Origin of the sequence: Pseudomonas idahonensis (genome assembly GCF_037903935.1) — a bacterium.
Lineage (GTDB): Bacteria > Pseudomonadota > Gammaproteobacteria > Pseudomonadales > Pseudomonadaceae > Aquipseudomonas > Aquipseudomonas danubii.
The window spans coordinates 3,763,135-3,775,840 of the sequence record NZ_CP149586.1; the positions used below are offsets into that span (position 1 = coordinate 3,763,135).

Sequence of the window (12,706 nt, forward strand, 5' to 3'; positions counted from 1 at the left end):
TCTAGCGGGTGTAATGCAGGCGACGTTGGGCTCCGGCAACGGCCCAAGCCGCTGCCGGAGCCAGCTCACAGTGGCCGGCCGATGCCGTTGCAGACGTTGGGATTGCCGATGCTCAAGGCATTGGTGGCGCTCAGGAAGCTGGAACGCACGGCGACTTTCCAGGACGGGTGCAAGGGCAGCATGCCCTGAGCCCTGATTGCCTGGTCATTGTTTCGGGCCTCAAGCGCGCCATAGTGGCGAGCCAAGAAGTCACGGACCTGATTGCTTTGAGTGGCATCGGCATAGCACTGGCTGAAGATCAGGTTGGTGTAGCCCAGGATCGGATAGCCGCTCTGCGGATAAGGCAAGACGCCCTGTTCCCAGTTCCTGCCGAACACCGGCACCCACTTGTCCGGGTTACTGCGCTCGGCGATGGGAGGCAGCGCAACGCTGTTGATGGCATTGACAATGTTGGCCGGCGCCGGCGAGACGCCGGTAATCCTGGCCACCTTGTTCCCGTCATCCAGACCGGCCAGGGTCGGTGCCGCAAGGGCCGGGCTCATGAAGGTGATGGCGCCATCCCAGACATTCACCGCCGTCATGATGGCGTCACCGCTATTGGCCGCCAGCGCGCCGGCCGGCAGCCCGCCCGAATAGCTGGAATCAAAGTAGGTGGTCACGGCAAAGGTCCCGGTTTCATTGCACTTGGCATTCAGGAAACGCGTGAACAGCTCGGTGAAGCCGCTGCTACCTTTGGGATAAACCACGGTGATCGGGCCGCTACGTGCGGAACCCTGGATCAACTCCCAGCGGGACAGACGCCCCGAGAACACCCCACACAAGGTGTCGATGCTCAGGTCCAGTTCATGGCTGCCGGGCTTGTTGAACGGAATTGCAACGCTCGTCGCTGCCGAAGGCACCTGGATCAGCTTGCCGAACTGCGCCTGATGGGCCAAGGCGTAGTTGCTCAGTTCCACCGCGCTAAGCCTCGACTCACTGGCCACCCAATGCACGGTCTTGGGGGCTGCGCCAGGCACCAGCACGCTGTAGTTGTTCTGTAGAAAAGCCACCTTGTCCCGGCCCTGATCCGCGCCAATGTAGGGCGCAAACCCCGCGGTCAACACCCCGGAGGTCTGATACAGCGGCCGGGTAAAGGTCGAGCCTCCACCGTTGATATCCGCCTGGGCCTGCTGGACGCAGAACGCGCCGTATAACAGTGAAGCGATCAACCATTGAGCTTTGGGCATGACAAGACTCCTGTCCTATCCGGTGATGTCACTGGCCGTTCGGAGGGCGTAAGCCCGCTGGATGCGCGCTCTGAACAGATGCTGGATGAAAAAAATCAGCAACGGCCGAAACCGTTGCTGATCGGGTGTTGCCGCTCGGTGGGGTTCGCCGTTACAGCGGACGACCGATGTTGTTGCAGACGTTGGTGTTGCCGATGCTCAGGGTGTTGGAAGCGGTCACGAAGGTGGTGCGGATCGCGGTTTTCCAAGCGGTAGGCAGTGGTACGAAACGGTTGGCGGTGATGGCCGCGTCGTTGTTGGTGGTCGCGCCGTAGTGACGGGCGAAGAAGTCACGCACCTGGCCGCTCTGAGTGGCGTCGGCATAGCACTGGCTGAAGATCAGGTTGGTGAAGCCCAGGATTGGGTAGCCAGTATCGGGATAAGGCACGGTGCCGGTCGCGCCGGCCTTGCCGAAGACAGGTACCCACTTGTCCGGATTGCCGCGATCGGCCGCAGCTGGAACCGGAACGCCACCGATGGCGGCGGAAACGTTGGCAGGTGCAGGCGAAACGCCGGCCACCTTGGCCACCTTGGTGGCGTCGTCCAGACCGGCCAGGCTTGGCGCGGCGTAGTCCGGGCTCATGTAGGTGATGCGGCCGTCGCCGGCGTTCAGGGCATCCATCACGCCTTGGCTGCCCACTGCGGCCACAGCGCCGGCAGGCAGGCCACCGGTGTAGCTGGTAGCGAAGTTGGTGGTCACGCCGAAGGTGCCGGTCTCGGCGCATTTGGCGTTCAGGAAGCGGGTGAACAGCTCGGTGGTGCCGCTGCTTTCGTTGCGGTAAACCACGGTGATGGCGCCAGTACGGCCTGAACCGGCGATCTGGCTCCAGTCGGAAACACGGCCGGAGAACACGCCGCACAGGTCATTGACGCTCAGGTTGACCGCAGCAGTGCCGGCCTTGTTGAACGGAATGGCAACCGAAGTGGCCACCGAAGGCACCTGGATCAGCTTGCCCCAGGCGGCTTCGTGACCGGTGGCGTAGGCGCTCAGTTCAGCGGCAGAGAGCTTGGAATCGCTACCGGCCCAGTGCACGTTCTTGCCGGTAGTGCCGGCCACGAACTTGGTGTAGTCGTTGTTCAGGAAGGCAGCCTTGCCGTTGCCGCTGCCTACGCCGATGTAGGGAGCGAAGCCGGCGGTCAGTACGCCAGCGGTCTGGTACAGCGGTTGTGGCAGGGTGGCGCCACCGCCGTTGATATCAGCCAGGGCAGCCTGTGCCGAGCACAGGGCAGCCAGGGTCAGGGATGCCGCGAGAACGTTGCGCTTAAACATGAAGAATCTCCTTTCGTCGTGTTCGTACGTTGGGTGAATAGCTCTTGCATGACGCCATGGCACTCGGGCCAGAAGCCTTGATCCAGAGGGCTTGAGGGGTGAGGCCATGGAGAGAGAAGTTCGCAGCTTCCGGTGACAGATAAAGGAAAAAACCTCGGGAGAAACCGACTGTTTTGGCAAAAGATTCTCGGGTGTTTGGCGCCGTTTTCCGGGCCTTTCCCGGGTAGGTGAGCGCCAGGTTGCCCGAGCTGGCGCCGGCATCGCTCTGCAAGCGCCGAAGCTAGTGCAGACAGCGCCGGAACATGACAGAACAAGGAACCCGAGCTTGGCAGATTGCCGGGTCGGGAGTGAGGCAGGCCGCGTGAAATTTTCCGGCTGCCCTGCCCTTCGGACCACACCTTCGCTCTCGTAGGAGCCGGCTTGCCGGCGAAGGGGCCCGCGAGACCTGCATCGCCGGGGCCGACGCCTTCGCTGGCAAGCCAGCTCCTACGGACCGGCCCAGACCGGGCCGGACGGGGTCAGGTCCGGTCGGGTTGTGCGGTTCAAGTGACCAACTGGTTGATCTCGATGATCGGCAGCATCACCGCCATCACGATCACCAGCACCACACCGCCCATGACCACGATCATCAGCGGTTCGAGCAACGCGGTCATGCCCATGGCCCGGCGTTCGATATCCCGCGACAGGGTCAGGGCCGCCCGCTCCAGCATCGGCGGCAAGGCCCCGGTCTTTTCACCACTGGCGATCAGGTGGATCAGCACCGGCGGGAAGACTTTCTCCACCCGCAGCGCAGCCGCGAGGTTAGCCCCCTCGCGCACCTTGGCCGTGGCCTCGCTGACGCTCTGACTCAGGCGGTCGTTGGACAGGGTCTGGCGCGCCGCGTCCAGGGCCCGCAGCAGCGGCACCCCGGCGCCACTGAGAATCGCCAGGGTCGAGGCGAAACGCGCGGTGTTCAACCCCAGGACAAAACGCCCGAACAGCGGCAGGCGCAGAATCCGGCTGTGCCAGCTCAAGCGTGCCCGGGGGTTGCGCAGGTACAGCCGCCACCCCCAGAACCCCGCCACCAGGGCGCCGAAACACTGGATGCCCCAGGCACGAATGAAGTCGCTGGCATTGAGCATGGCCAGGGTCAGCCCCGGCAGGTCCTGGCGGGCCTGGGAAAAGGCGCTGACCACCTGGGGCACCACATAACTGAGCAGAAAGATCACGATGCCGATGGACACCAGGCCCACCACCCCGGGGTAGATAAAGGCGGTGAGGATCTTGCCCCGCAGGCCGTTGCGCTCCTCGATATAGTCCGCCAGCCGCTCCATGACCTGGGCCAGGTCGCCGGACTCTTCACCTGCGGCAATCAGTGCCCGGTAGATTTCCGGAAAGTCCCGGGGCCGCGCCGCCAGGGCCTCGGCCAGGCGCATGCCGCTGCGCACATCCGCGCGCACCGCGCTCAGGGTCTGGGCAATGTGCTTGCGCTCGGCCTGCTCCACCGTGGCGCTGAGCGCCGCCTCCAGAGGCAGACTGGCCCCCAGCAGGCTGGCCAGCTGGCGCGTGGCCCAGGCCAGGTCGTTGTCGCTGAGCCTGGGGCTGAAGAGCCCCCCAGCTGCGCCGCTGCCAGGGTTGCTGTCCAGTTGCACCTGCAGTGCGGTCAGGCCGCGGCTGCGCAGGCTGGCGAAAGCCGCGCCCTGGCTGTCGGCTTCCAGGTGTCCGGATTCGATCTTGCCGAGGGCGTCGGCGGCTTCGTAGCGATAGCGATTCATCAGGCGTCCCGTGTCACACGTAGGATTTCTTCCGGTGCGGTGGCGCCGCTGCGTACCCAGCGCTCGCCGTCCTCACGCATGCTCAGCATCCCGGCTCGCCGCGCTGCGGCCCGCAGGGCCTGCTCGTCAGCGCCTTGGTGGATCAGGCTGCGGATGTCATCGTCGATGCAGAACAGCTCATGAATCCCGGTGCGGCCGCTGTAGCCGATGTGGTTACAGGCCGGGCAACCCACCGGGTGCCAGGTGCCGGGATTGGCCGGATCGGCTTGCTTGCACTGGTTGCACAAGCGCCGCACCAACCGCTGGGCCAGCACCCCGAGCATCGACGAGGCCAGGAGGAACGGCTCCACCCCCATGTCGATCAGGCGGTTGACCGCCGACACCGCGTCGTTGGTGTGCAGGGTCGCCAGCACCAAGTGCCCGGTAAGCGAGGCCTGGACCGCGATCTGCGCGGTTTCCAGGTCGCGGATCTCGCCGATCATGATCACGTCCGGGTCCTGGCGCAGAATCGCCCGCAGCGCCAGGGCGAAGGTCATGTCGATCTTGGCGTTGACCTGGATCTGGCTGATGCCCGGCAGGTCGTATTCCACCGGGTCCTCGACGGTGAGGATATTGCTGGTGCTGGCATCCAGCCGGGCCAGGGCGGCGTAGAGACTGGTGGTCTTGCCGCTGCCGGTGGGCCCGGTGACCAGGACGATGCCGTGGGGCTGGCGGATCAGGCCATCCAGACGCGCCAGCAGGTCCGGGTCCATGCCCAGGGTTTCCAGTTGCAGGCGCCCGGCCTGCTTGTCCAGCAGCCGCATCACCACCCGCTCGCCATGGCCGGTGGGCACCGTGGACACCCGAATGTCGATGGGCCGGCCGGCCACCCGCAAGGCGATGCGGCCGTCCTGGGGCAAGCGTTTTTCGGCGATATCCAACTGGGCCATGATCTTGATCCGCGACACCAGCGCCCCGTGCAGCGCCTTGCGCGGCGAGACCACATCGCGCAGGGTGCCGTCGACCCGGTAGCGCACCACCGAGTGGGTTTCAAAGGGCTCGATGTGAATATCACTGGCCTCATCCCGCGCGGCCTGGGTGAGCAAGGCATTGATCATGCGGATCACCGGGGCGCCGTCCTGGGTGTCCAGCAGGTCGGTGATTTCCGGCATGTCCTGCATCAGGCGGTCCAGGTCCACCTCGTTCTCCGCCGCACCGACCACCGCTGCGGCGCTGCCGGTGTCGGCGTAGGCCGTGGCCAACAGACCGTCGAGCTCGTCGTCGCGGATGCGTTCCAGGCGTGCGGGGCCGAACTGGCGGCGGGCTTCGCTGATGGACCAGCCGGGGGTCGAGGGGCAGACCAGCAGGGTGGCGCCCTGCTCGCTGTGACGCAGGAGAATGCGTTGGGATTTGGCCCAGGCGTAGGGGAGCTGGAGGGGCTGAGTGGGCATTGTTTGGGTCTCCTGATTGGGGGGCATATCCGTTGCTGCGGTCACGGCCACTTATGGTTTCGCCCTTACGGCGAGTCACTTTGGAAAGAGCCCAAAGTAACCAAAGGCTCTTGCCCCTCCACTCGGTGCCTCGCCTAGGCTCGGCATGCCCGAACTCCGGCATTGATCCGTGGGCCGCCGCCACCGGCCATCCATGGCCGGGTGGCGGCTAACCCGGCGTCCTGCCGGGTTACCCACGGCTCAATGCCTGCGTTCGGCCATCGTGGTTAACGGGGCGCTCAGATCAAAATCAAAAGCAAGATCAAAATCTGACGGCGGCCTGCCGGCCGGCCTGTTTCATTGCCGCTCGCGTTACCTGTAGCCGCTGCCGAAGGCTGCGACCGGCTCCGCAGGAGACGCTAAACCTGCCTCCCCGATATTCCTGACATATCGCGTCGCCTGGTTTCGCAGCCTTCGGCAGCGGCTACAAAGAGCCGGCCTGCGCACCTTGGTTTTGGCTTTGGCTTTTGATCTTGCTCTTGCTCTTGCTCTTCCGGCCCCTTCCCAGCCGGCCGAGCGTAGGCGTTGCGTAGGGGGCAGCTCGGCATGGATGCCGAGCTAGCCGCCACCCGGCCATGGATGGCCGGTTGGCGGCGGGCCCCCGGAGCAATGCCGAAGCGAGGGAACCCCGAGCCCCAGCGAGGGGCCCATGGAGGGGCAAGCGTTTTTTGGTTCCTTTTTTTGGCGTTTGAAAAAAAGGGACTCGCCGTAAGGGCGAAACCATAAGTAGCCACACCCGCAGCAACGGATATGTACCCCCTCCATTGGCCGTCAAAGCCCCTGCAAAAGTGGCCATGACCACAACAACGGACATAGGCTCCATGCCTCTGAATGAACACCTTCATTGCACCGGCACCGCCCTGATCGTCGCCCGCGGCCCCTGCCCACCCCCAGGCGTCTGCAACGACACCGGCACCGCCCCCGGAATCGCCTTCGCCGCCGAAGGCAACTGCGGCGCCTGCATATCCGGCATCGCCCAACTGCGCTCCGGCTGCAACTCCCCCTGCGCCCGGCGCATGAAGTCGTAACGATTGAGGGTAATGCTGCGCCCCGCGCCACTGTCGCGAATGATGTAAGGCCGCAGGAACACCATCAGGTTGGTCTTGGTAATGCTGCGCTTCTCATTGCGAAACAATGCCCCAAGTCCAGGAATACTCGACAGCCACGGCACCGCGTCATTGCTCTGGCTGTAACCGTCCTGCAGCAGCCCCCCCAGCACCATGATCTGCCCGTCATCCAAGAGGATGCTGGTATCAATGGCGCGTTTGTTGGTCACGGTCCCGGCATCCACCGAGGCGCGAGGATCAACGCTGCTGACTTCCTGGTAGATGTCCAGCTTGACCGTGCCACCCTCGGAAATCTGCGGCCGCACATTGAGCTTCAGGCCCACTTCTTCACGCTGCACGGTCTGGAACGGGTTGTTGCTGGTGCCGCCGCCTCCGGTGACATAGCTGCCGGTGACAAAGGGAATGGTCTGGCCAACAAAAATGCTCGCCGCCTCGTTGTCCAGGGTCAAAAGATTCGGCGTCGACAACACGTTGGTCCCGCCCTTGCTCTTCAACGCCCGGGCCAGGACCTTGAGGTCCAGCACCTTGCCGATCCCCGGGATGTCCACGGTGCCGTTGACCACGCCGATGTTCAGGCCCTTGGGCAAGACGTCGATGCTGGTCTTGCTGGCCGGTGTCCCCACCAGCCCGCTGCCGCCCAGGTTGACGCCGCCAAAGCCGCCACGCCCACCCAGGTTGCCGGCCTGCCACTGCACGCCGAATTCGCTGGCGTCGTCCTCGCCGACTTCGACGATCAGGCTTTCGATTACCACTTGGGCGCGACGCTGGTCGAGCTGGTCGATGACTTCCCGCAGGTTGCGGTACAGCGGGTCCGGGGCGGAAATCAGCAAGGTGTTGGTGGTGGCGTCGGCCTGGATGGTGACCCCGCCGGCGCTGAAGGCGGTGTTCTGATCCGCTGACTGGCCAGTGCCGCTCAAACCGCTGCCGGAGTTGCTGCCCTGGCCGTAGGCACTGCTGCCACTGTTGCTGACGTTGCCGCTGCCGGTGGGCGTGCCGCTGCTGTTCTGGGTCGGGCTCTGGCCGCTCTGGCTGTTGCCGCCCATGCCGCTGAGCATGGCCCGGGCGCCGTCGCTGCTGCCACTGTCGCTTTCGCCGGTCAGCAGCCCGCGCAGGGCCTGGGCCAGTTTGCCGGCCTGGGCGTTGCGCAGGTAGACCACGTGCAGGTTGCTCGGGTTGCTCTGGGCGTTGTCCAGTTTGTAGATCAGGTTGCGCGCCAGCTCGGTGCGCTCCGGGCTGCCGGCACGGATGATGATGGAGTTGGAACGCGGGTCGCCAATCACGCTGATTTTCTGGGTCTGGTCGGCGCCCTGGGTTTCCAGCAGTTCGGCCACCATGGTCGCGATGTCCACGGCGATGCCGTTCTGCACCGCCACCACATCGGTGTCGATGGCGCTGGGGGTGTCGATGCCGTCGATAATCTGCGCGACACGCTGCAGGTTCTCGGCATAGTCGGTGACCACGATGCTGTTGTTGCCCGGGTAGGCGTTGATCGGGTTGTTCGGCGAAACGATAGGCCGCAGCACCGGGATCAGGTTCACCGCATTTTCGTATTGCAGGCGAAAGGTGCGGGTCAGCATGCCGTTGCCCGCTGGCTTGTCGGCGCTGTAGATCGGTCCGCCCAGCAGCTTGGCATCGGCCTCGGGCACCACCTGGGCCACCCCGCCCACGTCCACCACGGAAAAGCCCTGCATGCGCAGCGCCGCCAGCAGCATGTCGTAGGCCTGGTGGGCCGGCACCTGGCCTTCGCTGACCAGGGTCAGGCTGCCCTTGACCCGCGGGTCCACCAGGAACTGCTGGCCGGTGGAGCGGGACAAGGCCCGCACCACCGCCTGGATATCGGCGTCAACGAAGTTCAGTTGCACCGGCTGATTGCCCAGGGGGCTGCGCGGCACACTGGTGCTGCGCGGGCTGCTGTGGCCGCGACTGCTGTTGGTCACCGGGTGCAGCACTTTCGGCCGTTGAGCCTGTTGCGCCTGCAAGCGTTGGCGATCCAGCAGGGCATCGCCGCTGCGCTGGGTATTGGCCAGGGGCTGGCCCAGTTCGCTGTCCACCAGCAAGGGCGGCGGCGTGGTGGACGGGGTGTTGCTGCAGGCCCCCAACGCCAGCAGCAGAAAAGGTGCGGCCTTGCGACACTGGCGCACGTAATTGCAACCTGACCACTTCATGAAGCTTCCTTAGCGCCCTGCGCCTGATCCATGCGAACGGTCCCGGACAGTGTGCCTGCCGAGTCTTGGGCGGCGGCCGCGGCTGCGCGTTGCAGACGGGCCTCCACCACCTGCAGTGAAAGCTGCCGGGGAGCCCCCAGCAGCCAGCCGACCACGGCATCCGCCGGGGCCTGCTCAAAGGTCAACCGCCAGCTCTCGGGGCCGGCTTCATCAGGCTGTTGCAACTGGTAGTGGTCCTTGAGCCCGGCGCCGTCCAGGGTCTGGCGCAAGGATTGCTCAAGGCTCGCGCCCCGGCTGTCAGGGCCCGCCGCCTCGTGCAACAGCACTTCCAGGGCCTCGGCCTGGGCGCGCAGCTTCGGCGTCTCGGCTTGCCAGTAGTCGATCGTCTTCAGCGGCGGCTGGATCAGCAGCCACCACAGCAACAGCCCCAGCACGCCCAGGGCGGTGGCGCTCAACAGGCGTTTTTCCCTTGGTGCCAGCGTGTTCCAATGGCCCTGGACCTGGATATGGACCTGGGTCCGCAGGCGCGACCAGCGCGCCTGATACTGCGCCAGCCTGGCCTTATTCATCTTCAGCTCCCGAGGTGTTGTCGGCGACGTTGGCCGGCTCGTCTGCGGCCGGGCTCAGGCTCCAGCCGTTGCCCTGCGCCTGGACGCTGTAGCCGGCCTGGGTCAAGGCGCCCTGCCAGGCGCTGTCGGCGCTCTTGGGCGTGTCCGGCAGCAGCTCCAGCTGCAAGCGGTCCTCGGCGAAACTCAGGCTCTGCACGCTGCCCACCATAAACGGCATGGCACTGCCGGCCTGCTGCAACAGACGGCTGAACACCTGGGTCGGGTCAGCCGCCCCGCTCTGCTGCGCCGCCAGTTGCTGGCGGGCCTGTTGCAGGGGATTGAGCACTACCGGCAACTGCGGGAACACCTGCTTGACCCGCTGACTCATCTGCGCCTTGAGCCGCTGGCCCTGCTCGGCCTCACGGGCGGCATACAGGTTCAGCCCCACGACCCAGACCAGCACGGCCAGGGCGCAGCACCCCAGGGCCCGGCCCCAGCCTTGGACCTTCACGCCCCCCGCCACCGCGCCGGCGTGCAAGCCCCATCCCGGCAGCGGGCCACTCCAGCGTTGCTCGCCCGGCAGCAGCTGGCAGACCGGCGGCGCGGCATCGCCGATCCAGCCCACCTCGCAGCCCGAAGCCCGCAACTGCTCCAGGGTTTCTTCCACCAGCGGCTGCACGCTGCCCTGCCCGCTGCTCTGGCGCAGCAGCAGCTGGCCATCGAGCAGGCACAGGTTGGCTTGCCCCGGCGGCGGCACCGGCAAGGCATAAGGCGCCGGGTACAGCCCCTGAAGCTTCAGGCCGGCCTGTGCCAACAGACGCCCCAGGGCTTGCAGTGCGGTCTTGGGCAACCAGCTCAGGGCCACCTGACCCTGGGCATCCCGGGCGCCATGGGCCACGTGCATCTGCTCACTGGGGCCGAGGATCAGCGCCTGGGCGGCGCAGTCCACCGCGGCCTTGATCCGCGCCGCCGGCAACTGAGGCAATTCGATATGGGTCAGCAGGCTGTCCAACGGATGCAGGAAGCACTCCACCGGCACCGGCTTGCCGCCCTGGGCCAGTTGCCCCAGGGGACAGCGGCCGATCTCCCCGACCCGCCCACTGCGATCGAGCCGGGCGAAGTCCACCGGGCTGGCCAATGGCGCTTCAGCCGCAATCAACTCGGCCAGGGGCGGCAAGGCGATGCGCAAGCGACTCATGCCCCCACCCGCGACCAGATCACCTGGGGCATGCGGTCCTCGGGACGGTGCAACAGGGCCTCCAGGCTGACCCGGCGCTGATCGCGGCGAGCCCGGCCCTGGAGCAGGAACCATTCGCTGGTGATGCCGACCTTGATCTGCTCTACCGCAAGATGGGGCATGCGTAGACGGTTGAGGAAATCGCCACGGTTGATGAACCAGTGCCCGGCATCGCGTTCCGCCACCAGGGCCTTGGCCCGGGACAGTGGCAGCCCCGGCACCGCCGCCGTCAGTACCTCGGCGCTGGCGGTGTTGCCGTTGATCCAGGTGTTGCCCGGCAGGATGCTGACGTAGGGTTCAAGACGGGCCAGCCGGGCCTCGTCCAGGCCCTGGATGCCCCGCAGGTCGTCCAGGCTGCGCAGCATCGGCTGCCGGGGCGGCAAGGTCTGGGTCGCCGCGCCCGGGGACGTCAGGCGACCGCTGTTGAAGCTGCCCGGTTGGCTGGCGGCGTGCGCTGTGCTGCCCAAGCGCTGGGGATAGGAAGCGATCACCCGCTGGCTGATGCGTCGGCTCAGGGCGCTGTCGATGCCGATCAGCTGACACAGCTGTTCGAAGGCCTGCAACTGCACCGGGTCCACTTGCTGGTTGAACACCAGATTGCGCAGGTTGAACTTGCCTTGCAGGTCCTGCAGGCGGCCCTGGAACCCCGCGTTGAAGCCGCCCAAGGCCTGATCGCCGATGGGCCGTGCCCAGGCCTGGTCGAGTCGGGTCAGGACGTCGCGCTGACGGGCGTCCCAGAGCAATTGCCGGCTGTATTCCAGGCCGCCCTGCAACACCCCGATCCCCACCACCCGCGCCTGCTCGGCTTCCACGCTGCGGGTCAAGGTGCTTTGCCGGGAGAGCATGGCGGCGGCCAGCACCGCCACCACCGCGGCGATCAGCAAGGCGCTGATAATGGCCATGCCACGCTGCTTCGCCGCATGGGGCGAATGGCTGTTCATGGCCGGCCTTACAGCTGCCAGGAGCCGATATCGGCATTCACGCCGTCGCCATCGGGCTGGCCGTCGGCACCGAGGGAGAACACGTCCACCTCACCATTGGCCCCCGGGTTGAGGTAGTGATACGGACGGCCCCAGGGATCATTGGGCAGCCGTTCCAGGTAGGAGCGCCAGTTGCTGTCCTTGGCATTGGCCGGACGCTCCACCAGCACCTTGAGGCCCTGGTTCATGTTCGGGCAGCTGCCGTGGTCGAGGCGATACAGCTTCAAGGCTTGCATCAGGCCGGCGATGTCCTGCTTGGCCGCCGTGGCCCGGGCCTGGTCCGGGCGGTCCAGGACCTTGGGCACCACCATCGCGGCCAGAATCCCGAGGATGACCACCACCACCATGATCTCGATCAGGGTGAAGCCACGCTGGCTTCGGGGTGCAGCGGTTGAGGTGACAGGCGCGATATCCATCTCGACATTCCTTGGCTTGAGTTCGATTCGTCGCGCAGTGTTGCAAGAAGATATGTCAGTGGTATTGAAAAACCTCGGGAGTTTCAGTCGCCATTCGGTCAAGCCCGCAAGCTAGTCTGCGAGGCTGTTTCCCAGTCGCGAGGGGCCCATGCGAGCCGTGTCCAAACAAGCTGGATTTACCCTGATCGAGGTGCTGGTGGCCCTGGCCATCATTGCCGTGGCGATGGCCGCGGCGGTGCGCGTGGCCGGGCTGATGACCCAGAGCAACGGCCTGCTGCGGGACAAGTCCCTGGCCTTGCTGGCGGCGCAGAGCCGGCTTGCCGAGTTGCGCCTGGAAGGCCGTTTGCCCAGCGGATTGAAGAGCGTCGATTGCGACCAGGGGCGCCTGAAGCTGCGCTGCGAACAGACGATTGGCGCCGCGACCGCGCCCGGGCTGTTGCGGGTCAGCGTCCAGGTGCGCGAGCGCAGCCGCGAGGCGCCGCCCCTGGCCCGCCTGGAAACCCTGGTCAGCCGGCCCCAGGTGCCGCGCCAGTGA

The 12,706-nt window shown here is 65.9% G+C and carries 10 protein-coding genes; 1 reads left to right on the forward strand and 9 read right to left on the reverse strand.

Translation table 11 applies throughout. The annotated features are described in order from the left end of the window. Window positions 1-65: 65 nt before the first annotated feature. From WIN67_RS16900 to gspG, 9 genes are all read right to left on the reverse strand, one after another. Entirely contained in the window at window positions 66-1,226 is a 1,161-nt protein-coding gene (locus tag WIN67_RS16900) for a substrate-binding domain-containing protein (RefSeq protein ID WP_339069418.1), read from the reverse strand. A 151-nt stretch (window positions 1,227-1,377) separates the two neighbouring features. Then, window positions 1,378-2,535: a substrate-binding domain-containing protein gene (locus tag WIN67_RS16905; protein ID WP_102879118.1), complete on the reverse strand. Its 1,158-nt coding sequence runs from the start codon at window positions 2,533-2,535 to the stop codon at window positions 1,378-1,380. 542 nt (window positions 2,536-3,077) lie between these two features. After that, entirely contained in the window at window positions 3,078-4,289 is a 1,212-nt protein-coding gene (gspF, locus tag WIN67_RS16910) for a type II secretion system inner membrane protein GspF (protein ID WP_102863338.1), read from the reverse strand. Further along, a complete protein-coding gene (gspE, locus tag WIN67_RS16915) occupies window positions 4,289-5,719 on the reverse strand; it encodes a type II secretion system ATPase GspE (protein WP_123390513.1) in 1,431 nt (476 codons plus the stop codon). The genes gspF and gspE overlap by 1 nt, the downstream gene beginning before the upstream one ends. A gap of 880 nt (window positions 5,720-6,599) precedes the next feature. After that, the gene (gspD, locus tag WIN67_RS16920) at window positions 6,600-8,990 is read right to left on the reverse strand and encodes a type II secretion system secretin GspD (protein ID WP_339069422.1); all 2,391 of its coding nucleotides are present in this window, start codon (window positions 8,988-8,990) and stop codon (window positions 6,600-6,602) included. Further along, the gene (gspM, locus tag WIN67_RS16925) at window positions 8,987-9,559 is read right to left on the reverse strand and encodes a type II secretion system protein GspM (protein ID WP_110653691.1); all 573 of its coding nucleotides are present in this window, start codon (window positions 9,557-9,559) and stop codon (window positions 8,987-8,989) included. The genes gspD and gspM overlap by 4 nt, the downstream gene beginning before the upstream one ends. Beyond that, window positions 9,552-10,736, reverse strand: coding sequence for a type II secretion system protein GspL (gene gspL / locus WIN67_RS16930; protein WP_339069428.1), 1,185 nt, complete (start codon window positions 10,734-10,736; stop codon window positions 9,552-9,554). The genes gspM and gspL overlap by 8 nt, the downstream gene beginning before the upstream one ends. Beyond that, a complete protein-coding gene (gene gspK, locus WIN67_RS16935; protein ID WP_170004487.1) occupies window positions 10,733-11,716 on the reverse strand; it encodes a type II secretion system minor pseudopilin GspK in 984 nt (327 codons plus the stop codon). The genes gspL and gspK overlap by 4 nt, the downstream gene beginning before the upstream one ends. A gap of 8 nt (window positions 11,717-11,724) precedes the next feature. Beyond that, window positions 11,725-12,171, reverse strand: a complete 447-nt coding sequence (gene gspG / locus WIN67_RS16940) for a type II secretion system major pseudopilin GspG (protein WP_339069434.1) — start codon at window positions 12,169-12,171, stop codon at window positions 11,725-11,727. A 148-nt stretch (window positions 12,172-12,319) separates the two neighbouring features. On the opposite strand from gspG, the gene gspI reads away from it, so the two are divergent. Next, complete coding sequence (gspI, locus tag WIN67_RS16945; protein WP_306409095.1) at window positions 12,320-12,706, forward strand: type II secretion system minor pseudopilin GspI; 387 nt, start codon at window positions 12,320-12,322, stop codon at window positions 12,704-12,706.